Consider the following 18,136-nt stretch of genomic DNA (forward strand, 5'->3'; position numbering starts at 1 on the left):
TATAGCATACTTACGTATCTTTTGCTATTAGTAAGCCCTATCATGAGCAATTTTCATACTTTGGTATGATTTTCTTATTTGTTATAGACTTCTTCTTTCAATACACCAACGTATGGGAGGTTACGATAATGGTTATCAAAGTCAAGACCGAAACCGACAACAAATTCATTAGGAATAGTAAATCCAGTATAATCTGCATCAATTTCAACAACACGTCCTTCTGGTTTATCCAAAAGTGTTACAATTTTAACTGTTGCGCCACGGTGTTCAAGAAGCTCTTTCAGATATTTCAAAGTACGACCAGTATCGATGATATCTTCAACAATAATAATTTCTCGTCCTGTTACAGGAGTTGCTACATCAAGAAGCAATTTTACTTCGCCTGAAGACTCTGTTCCACCATGATAGCTTGAAACAGTCATGAAATCCATTTCCAATTGGATATCCATACGTTTAACTAACTCCGCAAGGAAGGGAACTGAGCCACGTAAAATACCCAGAAGTAATGGATTTTTGTCTTTATATTCATCAGCAAGAATTTTTCCAAGTTCAATCGTTTTAGTCTGGATTTCTTCTTCTGAAATGAGTACTTTTTTTATGTCTTTTTCAAGCATTATCAATATCCTCTCTTATAGTGGGCTTAACCCACAGCGTCCTTTTCATTTTATCATTTTTAAGGGCTTTACTCAAATCTGAAACAGTTAGATCAGTGATGGCATAGATATCTTTCTCAACTAAAATTAAAAGATTTTCCCGTTTTTCTAGCGGAACATGTTGCTCAATAAAAAATTTCCGCAATTTCTTATGATGTCCATTAATTAAAATATAATCTCCTGGCTGTCGCTGCCTTATTTCAATTTCACCTGCCATCGGAAGATCAACACGCATAAAACTTGCATCTTCCGGATCCTCCTTCTTTATTTCGAGTTCTTTTTGAGGTATAGGCTTATTTGGAACAATCATGAAATGCTTATCGTTTTTCACAAAACAATAGTCACCTGACAACTCCGAACGGTATTGCTGCGGACGCTCAATAATCCATAAAAGTTCCGAAAATTTTGCTTTGGAAACTTGCAGGGCAGGAAATTTTTCTAGATAATCTTGGAGGATAAAATGTTGCAAGGCCCTGGATTGCCTGAGGAAGATTTTGAGACTGATTTCGTCCTTAATAATTTCTAACTCTGCTATCTTATCTTTAATAACTGAAAAAGCTAAGTTAATTTCTTCCGACATATCTATAATAGCCTCTGAAAACCTAGGGTTTTCCTGTGTGAGAGCCGGTATATATCGATTACGTACACGATTACGTAAGTAGTCCGTTCCTGCATTTGTCACATCCTCAAAATATTCTTCGGCATCAAAATCTGCTTTATTAAAAAGTAGTAGAGGACGAATTAATTCACCAGGGCCAAAAGACTGACGTTCAGGGATTCCTGTCAAATGGCGTAAACGCCGACCTGTTATTTCACGCATAAGAACTGTTTCAACTTGATCTCCCTTATGATGAGCTGTAACCAAAGCGGTACACTTTTTGTTTGTCATGACTTCTCTAAAAAAATCATAACGCATACGTCTGCCATCCTCTTCGCTGAATTTCTCACCTGCATAATGAGCAACTTCAAACTCAATATGCAATGTTGCCATTTTCTGCTTAAGTTGCTCTTCTTCCCAATTTGCCACATCACGTAAACCATAGTTTACATGAGCTGCAAACAGTTCAATCTCAAGCTCCTCTCGATAAGTATAAAGCCAATTGAAGAGCGTCATTGAGTCTTTTCCACCTGATAAGGCAACTAAAACTCGTTTATGGTATTTAAAGAATTCCTTTTGCTGAACCAGTTTTAAAAATCTATTCATTTTAGCACCTCATAAACATCTTTGGAAATTTGTGAAATGATTTTGTCACTGCCTCCTTTTGTTTCCACAACTAAAATATAAGGTTCATTTGTAAAGACGATTGCTGCATCATGATTGTAAGCATCAGCAGCACCAATTTTATGGGCGACACGAACATTTTTAGGCAGTCCCGCCTGAATTTTTATATCGTCAAATTGGGTATCAAATAGAGCATTGAAAGAGTAACCCCCTTCATTATAAAGAGCTTCGAGTACTCTTCCAGCCATTTCAGCTGAGGCTTCTCGCTCAACCGGATCCCAGACTCCGCCTGCAATTTTGGTAATCCCAGTTAGAAAATCCGGAGAAAATTGTCCTGTTTCGTAGTAAGCTAAAAGATTACTTCCCACATTATCAGAGTTTTTAGCTGTCCGATCGATAACTTCTGATAAAGAATAAACTTTATTATTAGCCATAACCGGGAGCGTTCCTGTTCCACCCGCTTCAAATGCTCCTTTAAATGTATTGATTGCATTACTATATTGCAGCTTATCGCTTAAAGTTGCTTGACCTTCATTTAAACGTTTTTGCGTCCAATATAATATTGGAAGTTTTGATAAGCTTGCTGCGTACATCTTTTGATTTTGGTTTACACCTGTTGTAAACGAGTCATTTAATTGTTTAACATAAATAGAATACTTTGAATCGTCATATTTTTGCTTCAACATTTCTTGAGCTTTCAGCATCTTTGGGTCTTCAAACTTCAAGTTATCTTTGCTAATCCATCCTGTTTGTCCACCGTTAAAGTTAACCTCATAATAAGTTCCCCAGTTGGTCTTGGCAACCTGATTTGTAAGAAGCTTTTGACCTCCAGAAAGTTTTGTGTAAACTTCCTTGTCATATGTCGTAAACGGGCTATAATAAACATCAGTTGAACTTGCTGTATAAACAGCTATCTTTTGCTCCTCTTTGCTCAGTAAAACATCCGAACCTATCATTGTAGGATCTGCCTTGATAAATGTATGATTAGATAATTCAAACACATTTTCTTTTAAATTTATAATTTCAAGCTGATTCTGCCTAGGAATTTCTCCAACTTTTTGAGTCATAGCTGCATCTTTATAAGCTATAACACTGGTAAGCGTTACGGCCCGAGAAGGTATATTGGTATAATAATTTTCCTTACTTTTTGTTAAGCTTTTTACTTTGGAATCAGGGCTTGCCTCTTGACTCTTCTGCGGCAAGATAAAAAAGGCTGGTATGAGCATTATAATCATCACCAACCAAACAGCTATATTAATTTTATTTTTTAGCTTTTGCATTTTCTAAAACCTTATCAATCATATCATATGCTTTACTTAAGTCTGCATTTTTCCAGTGCATATTCTTAATCCACATTGGATTACCACCGTGCAGAAATTCATAAGTTCTTTGGCGTTGTCCAAAAGATTCGCCAGTTATATCCCAAGCTAGATTAAGCAGAAGTGCACGTTCCTCAGCATGAATCAATGGGCTACTCATGCTTGCTTTCAAAAGGTCAGCAATGTCGGAATTTTCAAATGCACGAAAATCTGGCACACCAACGATTGAGCCACTAGCAAATTCGGCAATGGCCCGAAGGGCCTCGTCATAATACTTTGTTAAGCTTGCACGAACGGCAAGTAAAACTTGCATATTTGGTGCTAAAACTCCATTTTCCATATGAGCAGTATATTCGCTCGCTAGAATACTAGATTTGATCATTTCTAAATTTACTGTTAGGGTTCCTAAAATCTCTTGTACCCGCAAAAACTCAGTCAAGCCTAATTTTTCAGCTAAGCGTACAGCTAATCCTGTTACAAATTCTAATTTCACATATCCACGTACTTCATCTTGATGTGCTGTATGTACAAAGAATCCAGATCCTTCGAAAAATGCATTTGACATCTCAACATCACCACAAACAAAAAGTCGTTCATTAGGGATAAAAACATCATCAAAAATAATGAAGGCATCCATTTCATCAAAAGCTCCTGAAAGAGGATAATCTTTAAGAGAAAAATCCTCTCGCATTGTTGATTTACGGCATACAATCTTTACACCTTCAGTAGCTAAAGGAACAGAAAAAGCCAGGGCAAACTTTTTATCCTCAGCTGAAAGTCCTGGCAAATTAAAGACCATTAATTCATCAGCTAAAGGTGCCAAAGTATTGACCTGTTTTGCACCGCGAACAAGAACACCATCTGCGCGCTCTTCTTTGATCCAAACTGCTACGAACTCGTGCCCCTCTTCAAGCAAGGTATGCAAACTTTTCGAACGATCTACCTGAGGATTTTGAATGGCATGAGAAACGAACAAGTCCTTATCCTTAACTCCTTTTCCCCATTTTTTAGCATTTTCTACATAGTTCGCACGTTGATCTGCTCCAAGAATATCAGCATAATAATCAAGAATAGCAATGCCTGTGTCAATGAAATCAGGTGTACGACCTAGCATACCGAAGCTTTCACGCGAAATATCCTCATAAATCTTACGTTTTTTTGCAAAATCATCAATGCTTTTAGTTGGAAGAAACATTACAGGACGCTGAACACCGTTATCATCATACATATGATCTGCTTTTTCGTTTTGCAACTCGTAATAGCGTTGAATATATTTTAAAGTACGTGCAAAAACTGGCTCTGCTGTAAAATCATCGATACGTTTTCCTTGATAATATACAGCACGTCCATCATTCAAGTTTCCATCTTTTGTCGTCATAAGCTTCTAAGGTTCCCGTTTTTTGTTTTTAAATCTCTTAGCCGATCTTCAGTTTCTTCCAAAAAACTCCCAAAAGTTTCTTTAAAATCTTTGTCGATAAAAGAAAGCTCTACCTTACCATCTTCACGTTCCTTCAAAACTTCCACACCAATAAGATCGCCTGCTTTAAATTTTATCTGTCTTTTAGGTATATTCGACCACCGTAAAAGACCTGTTTTTGAATCAGAAAAAAGGACAAAAAGTCCAAATTTACTGATTGATTTTATTTTCCCAATCACGGCTCTATCCCACCATTGACAAGTTCTGGAATGCTAAAGACTTTCTCATTTTCCTGTGAATCATCTAATTTAGCACGCGCATATTTTGCTAAGAAAGTAGGATCTTTGAGTTTACTAATATCTGAACTTTTGAGCGCTAAATCATGATCCAATGCTGCATTTTTCTGTGCTGCTTGGGCTTCCATTGCAATTTGTTTTTGCAAATTTTGATAAGACTGAACAACACTGATGGTTGCTAAGCTAAATAGCAACATTGCTCCAATCAAAATAATACCTAAATGTTTCCGTCGAGGGAGAGGATTTGGTATTCTTTCCATTTTTTTAGCATTCGTATAATCATTTTTCAAATGAATAATTTGTTTGTCCATTTTTCCTCCGAAAAATTTATACTGAATTAAAGTTCAGTATCTGCAGTAATTCGTGTTTCACTCAAAATTTTATACATTTTTTCTGCATCTTCTTTACGCGTGAATTCCTTAAGCTCTAAGACACTCACTTCCACAATCTTATTTCCAAAACGAATTTCAATAACATCATCAAACTTGACATCACTTGAAGATTTCGCTATTTTCCCATTGATTTTAATCCGTCCCTTATCTGCAACTTCTTTAGCGACTGGACGACGTTTTATCAGACGAGAAACCTTTAAAAATTTATCTAATCTCATAGTCGTTATTATAACACACTTCAAGACTTTTGAAAAATCACTTGAAATTATTTTTAGAGTCACCAAAGTCTGTATTTAAAAGACTTCTCTAAAAAAGAATAATGTTTCATATGAAACATTATTCTTTTTCGTGCTTATCTCGTAATTCTGAAAGTTTCTCAGTAAAATTCATGATTTCACGGAGGAGGACAACATCTTTTCGATTTTCAATTTTAAAGCGAAATGTCATTTTTCCTAGCTTCTCACCAACACTTGCTTTTAAGGTCGTTTCAGACAAAGCCTCAAAATACTCTTGTGGATCATACATAGTATTGGCTGATTTTGCCATTGTCAGTAAGACATCAAATTTATTTTTTTCAATTTTTTCAACGAGAGCATTATCTGCAAATGTTTTCAATAAACCAATTTCTAATAGGTAAGCAACCTCATCAGGATATTCTCCAAAACGGTCCATCATCTCATCTTGTAATTCCTCATAGTTTTTCCGAGTATCTACTTGACGAATACGTTTATAAATCTCAATTTTTTGTCTTTCATCACCAATATAGTAGCTTGGGATAAAGGCATCTAAACCAAGAATAATTTCCGCATTGGTCTTGGTTTTTACTTTATCGCCGCCCATGCGTTTATGGACTGCTTCTTCAAGTAGTTGCGAATAAAGCTCAAAACCGACCGAATCTATAAAGCCAGATTGTTCTGCGCCCAGCAAATTTCCTGCACCTCGAATTGAAAGATCGCGCATTGCAATTTTAAAGCCTGAGCCTAGTTCCGTAAATCCCTTGATTGCGTCCAAACGTTTTTCTGAAACTTCAGATAAGATTTTTTCTGGTTTATACATAAAGTAAGCATAAGCCACCCGATTACTTCGTCCTACTCGACCTCTTAATTGATACAGTTGCGATAATCCCATCATATCGGCATTTTCAATAAAAAGCGTGTTGGCATTTGGAATATCGACGCCTGTTTCAATAATCGTCGTCGCCACTAAGACATCATATTCATTATTGATAAAATCCATGAGGGTATTTTCTAATTGAATTTCTGTCATTTGTCCATGAATGTAACCAATTCTTGCCTCAGGTATCAGCTCTTCCAGTTGTGAAACTTTTTGCTCAATACTATCTACTCTATTGTGAATGTAGTAAACCTGTCCACCTCGTGAAATCTCTCGAAGTACAGCGTCCCGCACCACACCATAATTCGTTTCCATTACATATGTTTGGACAGGATAACGGTTTGTTGGAGGCGTTTCAATGACTGATAAATCACGAATACCTAACATCGACATATGTAAAGTTCTTGGTATCGGTGTTGCCGTAAGCGTCAAAACATCAACTTGTGTTTTTAACTCTTTCAAGCGTTCCTTGTGTTTGACACCAAAGCGCTGTTCCTCGTCAATAATCATTAAGCCCAAGTCAAGAAATTCAACATCCTTAGATAAAAGACGATGGGTACCAATGATTAAGTCCACGCGACCTTTCTTTAACTTATCCAAAATCTCTGTTTGTTGTGCCTTAGTTTGGAAACGGCTCAAAACGGCAATGTTTACACCAAAGTTTACAAAGCGCTCCATAAAGTTATTATAGTGTTGTTCCGCTAAAACTGTGGTTGGTACTAAAACAGCCACCTGTTTACTATCATTTATTGCCTTAAAGGCGGCGCGCATTGCAACCTCAGTTTTCCCAAAGCCTACATCTCCAACCAATAGTCGATCCATCGGACGTTCAAGTTCCATATCTTTTTTAATCTCATTGATTGAGCGCATCTGGTCTGCAGTTTCTGGGTAAGCAAAGCCATTGTCAAATTCTTCCTGGTTAACATCATCCAAAGAAAAAGCATGACCTTTTAAAGCTTGTCTTGCCGAATAGAGCTTGATCAGGTCTTCAGAAATATCTTCGACTTGCTTACTTACAGTCGACATAGTTTTACGCCAACGACCATCATTAAGTTTATTTATCTTGGGGGTTTTCCCCTCCGCCGCCGAGTATTTACTTAATAGATTCAGATGGTCTACTGGAACCGAGATTGTATCACCATTCTGATATTGAATCGTCAAGTAATCACGGTGCATGCCTGATACTTCAATGGTTTGAATCCCTAGGTATTTCCCAATCCCGTGATTTTTATGGACAACGTAGTCTCCAACTTCAAGTTCATTATAATCTTTTAGGCGTTCCGCATTGGTAATATTTAAGCGACGTGTTTTTTTCTTCCGCGCTTTACCAAAAATTTCTGACTCAGTAATAACAACAAGTTTCTCATCAATAAAATTAAAACCGTTGTTAAGTGTTAAATTCAGAAGGTTTACTTTTCCTTTTTGAATTTCTTCAGTAGATACAACCTGAAGCTCTAAATCAAATTTTTGAAGCTCCGTGCGTAGTTTCTCTGAAGATACAGCTAGGACAACTGTAAACCCTTGTTTTACAAACCTGTCAACTTCTGTATAAAAAAGTTCCATTTGTCCGAAAAACTGTTGCATTGAATGTTGATTAAAATTATATAAAGCATCAAACTTTATATTACCTAAACCTTTTTGAAAATTGGAGAAAAAACTTGCTGGTTTGTGAGAACGTAACTTAGAAATAACATCTAAAAGATAGCTTTGCCCCTCAAAAGAACGGCCCATACTTTTTTCAGAAACGATAAATTCTGCAAGTTCTTGTTCTGTTTTATTGTTTGCTTCGTTAATTTTCTGAAAATCATCAATGAAAATTTGAATATTTTTCGGAAAATAATTTAAAAGAGAGGCAGGTTTTTCATAAAAATATTCTGCAAACTTGCGCAAATCTTTATGATAGTAATGATTTTTTGCTGCTGCAATAACTTCTTCAAAATAAGATTGCGCTGTAGGATCTGATACATTTTCTAGTTGAGCAATTAATTTTTTTACCCCTTGATCAAATTCCCAGGGCATTAAAATAAAGTCGCTCGCTGGATATATTTCTATCTGATCCATATTTTTGAGAGAACGTTGTGTTTCACTGTCGAAAGTACGAATCGTCTCTACTTCATCGCCAAAAAATTCTAACCTTAAAGGTTGAGCTGCATCTAGTGGGTAAATATCCACGATGTCGCCACGTTGTGAAAATTCTCCTGGTACCATCACGCGCTGTGTCTTTTCATAACCTGCACTAGTTAAAATAGCGAGTAGGTTTTCCATGTCAAACTCATCGCCTTGAGCCAGAAGAAGATAGTTTTCTTGGAAATTATCAGGCTGGGGCAAGATCGAACGTAAAGCCATGAAAGGAACAACTAAAAAGCCTGTTTGCTGTGCATCAAGCAGGAAATTTAGAGCTTCAAGACGATATGCTGTCCGGTCTTTACTTGCTACCGCAAACTCAGCATAAACATTGTCATCTGAAAAAAATTGGTAAACCCTCTCATCTTCAACAAGATGAGTCAGTTCATCATAAAGTTCATTGGCGTGGTATTGATTATCAGTGACAATCACGTACTTATCTGGATTGTTCTCATAAGCATTAGCCATAACCATCGCCTGAGCAGTTCCGGAAAGACCGGTTAAAAGCGTACGCTCTGCTTTTGCAAAACTTCTCTGCCATGACTGTAAATCATGGTTTTGATCAAAAAATTCGTTTATTTTCATTGTCCGTTAAATTTATTCATTGCTTGAGAAAAATCATTTGATTCAATATAAAATTTCACTGCATCTACAGCCTTATTTATGCCATCTTGTGCAATTTCTACATTTTCTTTATCAAATTTAGATAAGACGTGTGCAACTACTGTTTTTCCATGGTCTGGACGTCCAATCCCAATTTTTACTCGATTGAATTGTTCTGTCCCTAGATGAGTGATTGTTGATTTAATACCTCGTTGACCACCGGAAGAACCTTTTTGACGTAGTCTCACACGTCCGACAGCCGAATCCATATCGTCAACAATAACAGTCAAATCTTTTGTATCCAGATTATAGTAAGTCAATAAGGGTTGAATCGCACGTCCTGATTCATTCATAAAGGTTTGCGGTTTTACTAGAAAAACTTTTTCTCCATTAACGAAAGTAAAAGCAACTTCGGCCATAAAGGTTTTTTCCATACTAAAGTTTACACCATATTCCTTTGCAAGTAAATCAATAGCCATAAAGCCCATATTATGTTTGGTTTTCTCATATTTTTCGCCAGGATTTCCCAGCCCTACAATCATTTTTGTCATTTTTTCTCCTCTTTCCAAAAAAATAGCAAAAGGCTGATTTATACAAATCAGCTCTTTTTTGTTACTGTAAAACTTTTTGGCTTATAAATTTAAAAATTAGGGGTAGAACCTTAAACATTAAAGCGGAATTCCATGATATCGCCATCTTGTCCAACATATTCTTTACCCTCTTCACGTAAACGCCCGGCTTCTTTAACGGCCTTTTCACTGCCATATTTCATCAAATCGTCATAAGACATGGTAACAGCGCGAATAAATCCTTTTTCAAAGTCACTATGAATGACGCCTGCCAATTGAGGTGCTTTCATGCCACGTTTGAAGGTCCAAGCACGTACTTCTTTTTCACCAGCTGTAAAATATGTTGCAAGTCCCAGTAAGTGATAAGCAGCTTTTGTTAATTTATCAACACCAGATTCTTCTAAACCAAGTGCTTCAAGAAACTCTGCTTTGTCCTCATCGTCAAGTTCTGCAATCTCTTCTTCAGCACGTGCTGAAATAACGACGACTTCGGCATTTTCAGTCGCTGCAAATTCACGAATTTGTTTCACATACTCAATGTCATCCGGAGTACTTACTTCATCTTCTCCCACATTAGCAACATAGAGTACAGGTTTTGTAGTGAGCAAGAAGAGCTGTTTCACAACCTTTTGTTCTTCCTCGTCAAATTCTACTGTACGCGCAGATTTTCCATCTTCCAAAACAGGCTTGATTTTAGACAAAACATTAAATTCTGCTACTGCATCTTTGTCCTTAACTGTACGCGCAACTTTCTCAACACGCGCATAGCGTTTGTTTACAGATTCCAAATCGGCCAAAATCAATTCTAAATTGATCGTTTCGATGTCGGCTAATGGATCAACAAAAGAATCCTCACGGTTATTCTCACGCATAACATTTTCATCATCAAAAGCACGAACCACGTGTACGATTGCATCAACTTCGCGAATATTAGCAAGGAACTTATTTCCTAAACCTTCACCTTTAGAGGCACCTTTTACAATACCTGCAATATCTGTAAATTCAAAAGTTGTAGGTACAGTTTTTTTAGGTTTAATCAATTCTGTGATTTTAGTCAAGCGTTCATCGGGAACTTCAACCATACCTACATTAGGTTCGATGGTGGCAAAAGGATAGTTTGCTGCTTCAGCACCCGCTTTTGTGATTGCATTAAAAAGAGTAGATTTTCCGACATTAGGAAGGCCGACAATACCTGCTGTTAAAGCCATATTTATTCATTTCTCCGTCAAATTTTATATTCATCCAATTATACCGTAAATCCCGAAAAAAGACAAAAAAGCATAATCTATCAGGTGTTTTAAAGGATTTAAAAAAAGTGTGACTACTTTGTCACAACTTTTTTTATTTTTTTATTGAAATCATTACGGTTCATCATAACGACATGATCACAATTCGTACATCGGATTTTGATATCTGCACCCATACGAATTATTTCCCAACTGTTTGCTTTTTTCCCCGTTGATTTGATTGTACAAGCATGTGGTTTCTTCATTTCAACAATTGATCCTAACTGATACTCTAACATTTTAAATCCTTTCTACAATAACTTTTCGAGGCCCTCCTAATAAAATCAAATACTTGTCAACTTGGTTGACATGGTAGGCCTTTCTTAAAGCATCTGCATAAAGTTCCATCTGAACTTCATAGTTCTTCTTGATTTCAACAATCTGTGCAGTATTGCTGAAATAATCCGTCTTATAATCAAACAAGATGATTTTATCTTCAAATTTTATAAAGCCATCACATATTCCCCGAACAATGTATTGTTCTTGTGCAACTTCATCTGTTTTCAACATAGAAAAAGGTGCTTCCTTGGTTGTACGATCAACATTATCAACCAGCAATTTACCAAAATCTGTGTCAAATAAGGTCAGAATTTTAGGCAAATCAATTTTATTTTTCACTTCGTCCACAAGATTCATTTGATCCAATGTTTGCTGGAAATCGAATAAGTTTGGCCGTGAAAAATCTGCATACTGCATAAAGCTATGGGTCGCGGAACCTATTTCGGCAGCAGTAATTTTGTGTTGACCAAAATCCAACATCTCCAACTGTTTTACACGTTCATACTCACTTGATGGTAAAACATTTCCCAACTCTAACTGCTTTTCATAACTTCTTTTTTTAACTTGACTGGGAGTTTGAATGCTTGATAGCTTCGTTGCTGCTAGCTTTGGATATTGATAATCTAATATGGCACGCGCTTGTTTTACATCGGATAAACTGTCCATTATTTTATCAAATTTTTTCGCATCTTCTGATAGTTTTTTAAAGTCAGGATAAACTGTAAATTTTTTATCAATTCCTTGTAAGTCAGCCGCCTTGATTACTTTAAAATTCATCGGTAACTTATGTGCTTTTTGAAGAGCTAACAACCAATGTTGAAAGCCATTCGCAGCTTGACGATATTTAAGAGGTAAAATGCCTTTTTCTAATTTCGCTTCCCCATATTTTTCCAGATCTTTTGGTTTGATTTTACCGACCATATAGAGTTTTTTCTTCGCTCTTGTAAAGGCGACATAAAGAACTCGCATTTCTTCTGAAAGCATTGCATTTCGCTTCAAATCCTTATTGACAAGATACGGTAAGGTTTCCATTTTAACTAAGGCATAGGGGAATTCTGTCTCTACAGCTGCTTCATTTTTTAAATCAGCTGTATATTTCATTCCTAAGCCATTTTCCCGGGTAAGTATCACCGAATCTCTTAGATCTTTCTGGTTGAACTTAGTTTGTAAATTCATGAGAAAGACAACATCAAATTCTAACCCTTTGGACTTATGAAAAGTCATTACTCTTACCGCATTTTGCGGCAACTTAATATTCACAGAAGCAAGGTCGTTGTTTTGTTCCATAAATTTATCGATCATTTTGATGAATCGGAATAACCCCTTATAACCCGCACTTTCATAGGATTCAGCTCTTATTGATAGAGCATGTAGATTTGCTTGACGCAATTCACCATTCGGTAAGGCCCCAACATAGTCCATGTAGTAAGTTTCTGTATAAATCTTCCACAGAAGTTCATGAATACTGACTTCGTTTACAAGTTTACGCCAAGATGTAAACCTCTCCAGAAAGGAATTAATCTTTGCTTTAAGTGCCTTATTGATCAGCTGACCATCGCTAAGCTGCAATTTCTGCCAAAAACGAGTGTCAGAGCCAGCGTTCAAACTAATCCTTGTAAGCTCATCCTCTGTAAAATTAAACATTGGTAAGCGTAAGGTAGCTACCAAAGGGATATCATACAGCGGATTGTCTATCGCACGCAAGACATCTAAAATTAAGGTTACTTCGAGAGATTTTAAAAAATCAACGCGTCCTTCATCCAAAACTACAGGAATATCGTAAGCTTTCAAGATATCTTCAATTTTATTATTTTGGGTTTTTGAACGCACCAAAAGAGCAATATCTTTATATTCTAAATTTTCATCAGATGCTATTAACTCTTTAATCTTTTGGGCAACGATTTTTATTTCACCGTCACTCATTTGTTCTGACTCATCTTCCAAAGCTTCTTCTTCATAAAGAAGGAGTTGGGGGTAAAAGTTTTCATCAAGCTGTTGCGGATAATCCACAAGATTTCCTTGGACTAATTCTTCCTCTTCACCATAAATCATTTCTCCCACTTCTTCATCCATCAAATGTTTAAATACCTCATTTGTGAAGGAGAGAACCTGACCACGCGAACGAAAATTTTCTTTGAGACGAATGAGTTGATTTGGGTTTTCTTCATCAGCGTATGCCGTATATTTTTTAAGAAAAAGACTAGGATCTGCCAAACGAAAGCCATAGATTGATTGCTTGATATCACCAACCATGAAAAGATTATCCGTGCCATCACCGTTTTTACTCAACAAGCGTAACATTGCCTCTTGGACATGGCTAGTATCTTGATACTCGTCAATCATTATCTCACTATATTTATTGCGATAAGCCGTTGCGACATCTGAATTTTCTTCTAGTATTTTAATCGCAAAATGCGCAATATCCGAATATTCAAATGCATTTTCCGAACGTTTACGCTCGAGATAAACATTATAAAAATATAGAACAAATTTTTGAAGATTTTCAGCTAATACTTTTGCTTCAGGTTGGTATTTTTCAATCGTTGACAAATGTTTTATTTTTTCTAAAAAATTTCGTACAAGTCCTGGATCCGTCTTAGTTCCTATCACAGACTTAAAACTTTCTGCTAAAATTTCATCTTTCTTTAATGACCAACGTGAGAAGTCAAGAGAGCGGAAAATCTCCGTAAATTGAAGATAGTCTCTTCGAGTTAAACTGCCAAGAAGATATTCTTGATTATCCACTACAATCTGTGCTTTTTCTAAAGTTTTCCCCGTAAGATTTTTTTCTGTCAGGGCTTTTTGTACATCTAAAATAAAATTTTTAAGTTGTAAAAGTACATCTTCAGAAAATGATTCAGGTAAATCAGAGAATCTTTGATAAAACTCAAACCCTTTAAGAAATTCATTATTTAACCAGTTTTCAGGATTTTCTGTTGCTGAAGCAAATCTGTAAACCGTGTAAACCACACTCTGAAAACCTTTAATATTTCGATCTCTTGAAAAATTTTTCACCAATTTTTCAAAGGTTTTTTTATCTATTTTTGCTGTTTCTTTGATTTCTGGCTGCTCTGAAAGGTACTGCTCAATAAGTTCATCAAAAACTTCTTGTTTCAAGAGATCGCTTTCTGTCTGATCTGCTAGAATTCTAAAATTAGGATCAATATCTACGCGATTAAAATTTTCTCGCAAAATTTTCTGTGTAAAGCTATCCATTGTGCCAATATCTGCATGAGGCAGCTTTTGTAGCGCCAGTTTAATCCGCTGTTTTTCTCCACTATCTTGTGATGTATAACTTGCTTTTTTTAAATCTTTTTCTAAACGCATACGTAATTCTGCCGCTGCTTTTTTAGTAAAAGTTGAAATGAATAAGCTTTCAATATCAATACCATTTTTTATTTTTTCAACAATTCGGTTTGCCATGACAAAGGTCTTTCCTGATCCGGCACTTGCTGAAACAAGTATATTATGTCCCTGACTATGTATTGCTTCTTCCTGTTCAGGTGTGAATTTTACTTCAGTCATTTACTGGACCTCCTTTCAACTCTTCAAGAATCTCTTTACGACTTTTTTGACCAACTTCACGGGCATAATCATTCATATGGCGGCTTGCTTCAAAACGACAAATTGATTTTAAAGGACAATAGCGGCAACCATGTACGTTACCGGATTTATCGATACCTTCTTTAGTCATCACAGGATTAATCGCTATTTCTCCTTCACGCAGTCGTTCTCCTGCACGAGCATAATGACTTTCGTTGAGCTTGATAAGACTTTCAAACTCCTCTTCACTGTAGACGTTATTTCGATTAATATTGACAACATCAATTTCTTGATTTACTTTATCCTTATACTCTTCGAGGATAAGGCCTTCATAGCGCATTTTTTTCGCTAATAATGCAGCTATTTCTCCTAAATAATCTACATCAGAAAGGTTGATGCTTTCGTTTTTTAACTGCAAATAAAGAGCGCCCCAAAGCTTTTGATCAGCATTCATTTGCTTGAGGACATCTAAATAAGTGAGAAACTGTAAACTTGTTCCATCATAGGCCGAGGCAAGATCAAATTTATGTTGACTAGATTTATAATCAATAGCACCAATACTATCATCAAAAAATTGATCTATTCTGTCAATCCTTCCACGTAAATTAATCTTGTCTATAGCAAAATTACCCAGTTCACTTTTCGGCAAACCAAAAGCACTCTCAGTTGCTAAAGTCTTCATCTGATCATTTTCCAAGCCTTTTTTCAAAACAACTGCAGTTTGCTTGACGATTTCTCCAAGATTGGCCCACGTAAATTGAGCAGTTGCATCTTGCGTGAAATAGCGAGCATAGGAAGTGTCAACCTCATGTAAAACACTTTCCAGGTGGTTGTCAAAATTTTCGCTCGTCAAGTTCGCTTGGTCTAGAAGCTTTTCAAAAACTTCATGGAAGAAATTGCCCACAACTTTTGAATTCAAATCAATATTTTCAAAACTTTCTAATCCCAAAGTTTGTTCTAAAAAATATTGATATTCACAGTTGTAAAAACGTTCAAAACTACTGACAGAAGCATGAATTTTATCACTGTAAATTTCTTTTACAGTCTCGGGAGTCAAGGGGACAGGTGCTATGTCTTGATCAAGATTGTAAATCAGACGTTGAAAGTCCGTATTTTCTTTAATAAGAATCCGGAATAAACTAGACCAAAAACTCTGTTTATCTTCAATTCCATCATTCTCCTCTTGAGCAAGGAGATGTTCAATTTTCCCGATATTTGCAATGAGGGAACGTGTATTTCCTATATGCGTTACAGTTTCCATGAGATTAACTGAAGAGACTTCACGTTTAACACTTTCTCCTGCTTTTGTATGTTCAATAAATAACTGCAATAATGCCGAGCTATCATCTTGCACATTCGCATAAATTTGAGGTGTAGAAAGTACAAGTTTTTCTGTTGCTGCATTGACTAAAGAGACACTTGTAAAGGTATTTTTACTAGAGTTCGTCACATTTAATTGTTCAATAAAACGAAAATCATCATGCGATACATTTTGGTTAATAGTTGCACGTTCTTCATCCGAAAGCAAGCTTGAATTTTTCTTGATTTTGGGAAAGTTAGCCATTGTCAGACCAATAGCATAGATGTACTTATTGGTTCTTGCTTCCACCAGTTCATAGTCTTTTATATTGACAACATCAACATTTGCAGGAATTTGACGATATTTCGCACCTTTCAGCCCCGCTAAAATCAACTCAAGAAATTCGAGTACTTTCATCTTTTGCTCAGCAAAAACAGCCTGAAACTCTTTTAAGTTAGAAAGCAGTAATTTCCAAACCTGTTCGTATTTATCTGCCAAGACGTGATTTTCTTCAGCTTCGGCTTGATTGTAAAGGAGATTCATATTCTCAAGAACATTACCTTCTTGGAGAAAAAGTTGAAATTGTTCAAGCCATTTGGATCCCGTTTTTTCTGAACTACCTATCAAAAACTTTTGGAGAGCTGAGGATTCACCAAGCATCTCTTCTCTTAAAGTTTCAACCTGCTCTAATTCTAAAAATTCACTTTCTTCAAAAGCAGTGGCAAATTTCTTTCTGCCTCGAATTTTATACTTGTTCACATAGTATTCAAAGTAATCTAAGGTATCTTGGCTAAAGTTTACACCGCTGTAAACCTTGCTTTTAAGGAGATTGACCACATCATTAGTACGATAATTGTTCTTTTTTATTGCATAAAGACTTTCTAAGAAAATAATCAAGGGATGCTGACTCATTGCTTCTTCCTGAGCATAGAAAAAAGGAATCTCATACAAATCAAAGATTTCTTGAACTGGTATTGCGTAAGCTCCCACATCACCAACCAATACCGTAAAGTCTTTAAATAAAGCGCCTTGAGCTATCTTTTGGCTGATATCTTTAGCAACGGCTTCGATTTCTGCCATCTGGTTTTCTGATTCCCAGATTTCAAAATGAGCTTTATCCTTAGTCTCCAATTCAATATTTTCTCTTTTTTGAAGAAAATTAGTTTCCAGTTCAATCAAACGTGTCAACTTATCATATACTTTATCTGGTTTTGTATTCGAAACAGAAGAGATTTGAGCAGAAAACTTATTGCGAAAACGTTGAATCATCTCTAGAGCATTCGTGTAAATCGACAAAGAAAAATCTGTCAACTTATAGTCTGATGAACGAGCATAGGTCCCAATGATGATTTCTGAACCTGCGGAATGAAGGGCAGAAATAAAACTTTCCTCTTCAGCAGTAAACCGCGTATACCCATCAATAATGATTACCGCATTATGTAACACCTGATTAAATTTTCCCTCATTTATACTTTGTATAAAATCTTGAAACTCTGAAAAATTAGCATAAGAGAGATTTAATTCATCTTCGAAACGTCCCAAAATTGCTGATAACTCCGCATTTTTGGGACTTTCTGGTAAATCTTCATATGTCAAATTCGCAGTTACTAATTCTGCACGCAAGTTTACCAACATTTCAAGAAAAGATGGTGAAGTTTGTAAACTATGATAAAGCGGCAATTCTTCTTTAGTAAAAGACTTCAAAACTTTACGAAAAAGCATACTCAATCCAGACTGACTGAGTTCGACTTTTTCATTTGTATTTTTTTCTTTACGATCAAAATAATACGGAAGCTGTTTGAAACGCGTGACTAAGAGGTCAAAAACGGCCGTATCTGCACCTAATGAAATACGCTCTAAAATTTCCTTTTCTTTTTCAAAAGACATTGAAGATGGAACAATATAATAAACTTTTTTCTCTTCTTTCAATGCCTGTTGAGCACGCTCCAAAAGAAATTGAGTTAGATCTTGTGTAATTTCAGTATAAATGATTTCCATAAAAAAAATAGACCTCACTTTC

The 18,136-nt window shown here is 36.0% G+C and carries 13 protein-coding genes; all 13 read right to left on the reverse strand.

All coding sequences use genetic code 11. The annotated features are described in order from the left end of the window. Positions 1 to 74: 74 nt before the first annotated feature. Positions 75 to 614 (reverse strand): hypoxanthine phosphoribosyltransferase, encoded by a 540-nt coding sequence (gene hpt, locus VNN39_RS03425; RefSeq protein WP_017370101.1) that lies wholly within the window; start codon positions 612 to 614, stop codon positions 75 to 77. Next, positions 607 to 1,857, reverse strand: a complete 1,251-nt coding sequence (gene tilS, locus VNN39_RS03430) for a tRNA lysidine(34) synthetase TilS (RefSeq protein WP_165713306.1) — start codon at positions 1,855 to 1,857, stop codon at positions 607 to 609. Before tilS ends, hpt begins: the two co-directional genes overlap by 8 nt. Beyond that, complete coding sequence (locus tag VNN39_RS03435; RefSeq protein WP_165713305.1) at positions 1,854 to 3,155, reverse strand: serine hydrolase; 1,302 nt, start codon at positions 3,153 to 3,155, stop codon at positions 1,854 to 1,856. Before VNN39_RS03435 ends, tilS begins: the two co-directional genes overlap by 4 nt. Continuing rightward, a complete protein-coding gene (locus tag VNN39_RS03440) occupies positions 3,136 to 4,572 on the reverse strand; it encodes a 4-hydroxyphenylacetate 3-hydroxylase N-terminal domain-containing protein (RefSeq protein WP_338997866.1) in 1,437 nt (478 codons plus the stop codon). The genes VNN39_RS03435 and VNN39_RS03440 overlap by 20 nt, the downstream gene beginning before the upstream one ends. After that, positions 4,569 to 4,850, reverse strand: coding sequence for a S1 RNA-binding domain-containing protein (locus tag VNN39_RS03445; RefSeq protein ID WP_017370097.1), 282 nt, complete (start codon positions 4,848 to 4,850; stop codon positions 4,569 to 4,571). Before VNN39_RS03445 ends, VNN39_RS03440 begins: the two co-directional genes overlap by 4 nt. Beyond that, positions 4,847 to 5,218, reverse strand: coding sequence for an FtsB family cell division protein (locus tag VNN39_RS03450; RefSeq protein WP_017370096.1), 372 nt, complete (start codon positions 5,216 to 5,218; stop codon positions 4,847 to 4,849). The genes VNN39_RS03445 and VNN39_RS03450 overlap by 4 nt, the downstream gene beginning before the upstream one ends. A 26-nt stretch (positions 5,219 to 5,244) precedes the next feature. Continuing rightward, positions 5,245 to 5,517, reverse strand: a complete 273-nt coding sequence (locus VNN39_RS03455) for an RNA-binding S4 domain-containing protein (RefSeq protein WP_017370095.1) — start codon at positions 5,515 to 5,517, stop codon at positions 5,245 to 5,247. 118 nt (positions 5,518 to 5,635) lie between these two features. Beyond that, positions 5,636 to 9,121 (reverse strand): transcription-repair coupling factor, encoded by a 3,486-nt coding sequence (mfd, locus tag VNN39_RS03460; protein ID WP_338997867.1) that lies wholly within the window; start codon positions 9,119 to 9,121, stop codon positions 5,636 to 5,638. After that, on the reverse strand, positions 9,118 to 9,690 hold the full coding sequence (gene pth / locus VNN39_RS03465; RefSeq protein WP_165713302.1) for an aminoacyl-tRNA hydrolase: 573 nt from the start codon (positions 9,688 to 9,690) through the stop codon (positions 9,118 to 9,120). Before pth ends, mfd begins: the two co-directional genes overlap by 4 nt. 110 nt (positions 9,691 to 9,800) lie before the next feature. Next, on the reverse strand, positions 9,801 to 10,916 hold the full coding sequence (ychF, locus tag VNN39_RS03470) for a redox-regulated ATPase YchF (protein WP_017370092.1): 1,116 nt from the start codon (positions 10,914 to 10,916) through the stop codon (positions 9,801 to 9,803). Between the two features lie 113 nt (positions 10,917 to 11,029). Beyond that, positions 11,030 to 11,233, reverse strand: coding sequence for a DUF951 domain-containing protein (locus VNN39_RS03475; RefSeq protein ID WP_017370091.1), 204 nt, complete (start codon positions 11,231 to 11,233; stop codon positions 11,030 to 11,032). Between the two features lies 1 nt (position 11,234). Continuing rightward, positions 11,235 to 14,798 carry a helicase-exonuclease AddAB subunit AddA gene (gene addA / locus VNN39_RS03480; protein ID WP_338997868.1) on the reverse strand — a complete coding sequence of 1,188 codons (3,564 nt, stop codon included), beginning with the start codon at positions 14,796 to 14,798 and terminating at the stop codon, positions 11,235 to 11,237. Next, a complete protein-coding gene (gene rexB, locus VNN39_RS03485) occupies positions 14,791 to 18,114 on the reverse strand; it encodes an ATP-dependent nuclease subunit B (protein ID WP_339007237.1) in 3,324 nt (1,107 codons plus the stop codon). The genes addA and rexB overlap by 8 nt, the downstream gene beginning before the upstream one ends. Positions 18,115 to 18,136: the final 22 nt, after the last annotated feature.

The sequence above is a fragment of the Lactococcus formosensis genome, from assembly GCF_037892375.1.
Lineage (GTDB): Bacteria > Bacillota > Bacilli > Lactobacillales > Streptococcaceae > Lactococcus > Lactococcus formosensis.

Bases quoted from the DNA above. Each gene is read 5' to 3' on its own strand.
- ychF (WP_017370092.1), bottom strand. From the start codon at position 10,916: ATGGCTTTAACAGCAGGTATTGTCGGCCTTCCTAATGTCGGAAAATCT.
- VNN39_RS03440 (WP_338997866.1), bottom strand. From the start codon at position 4,572: ATGACGACAAAAGATGGAAACTTGAATGATGGACGTGCTGTATATTAT.
- pth (WP_165713302.1), bottom strand. From the start codon at position 9,690: ATGACAAAAATGATTGTAGGGCTGGGAAATCCTGGCGAAAAATATGAG.
- rexB (WP_339007237.1), bottom strand. From the start codon at position 18,114: ATGGAAATCATTTATACTGAAATTACACAAGATCTAACTCAATTTCTT.
- VNN39_RS03435 (WP_165713305.1), bottom strand. From the start codon at position 3,155: ATGCAAAAGCTAAAAAATAAAATTAATATAGCTGTTTGGTTGGTGATG.
- addA (WP_338997868.1), bottom strand. From the start codon at position 14,798: ATGACTGAAGTAAAATTCACACCTGAACAGGAAGAAGCAATACATAGT.
- VNN39_RS03450 (WP_017370096.1), bottom strand. From the start codon at position 5,218: ATGGACAAACAAATTATTCATTTGAAAAATGATTATACGAATGCTAAA.
- mfd (WP_338997867.1), bottom strand. From the start codon at position 9,121: ATGAAAATAAACGAATTTTTTGATCAAAACCATGATTTACAGTCATGG.
- VNN39_RS03475 (WP_017370091.1), bottom strand. From the start codon at position 11,233: ATGTTAGAGTATCAGTTAGGATCAATTGTTGAAATGAAGAAACCACAT.
- hpt (WP_017370101.1), bottom strand. From the start codon at position 614: ATGCTTGAAAAAGACATAAAAAAAGTACTCATTTCAGAAGAAGAAATC.
- VNN39_RS03455 (WP_017370095.1), bottom strand. From the start codon at position 5,517: ATGAGATTAGATAAATTTTTAAAGGTTTCTCGTCTGATAAAACGTCGT.
- tilS (WP_165713306.1), bottom strand. From the start codon at position 1,857: ATGAATAGATTTTTAAAACTGGTTCAGCAAAAGGAATTCTTTAAATAC.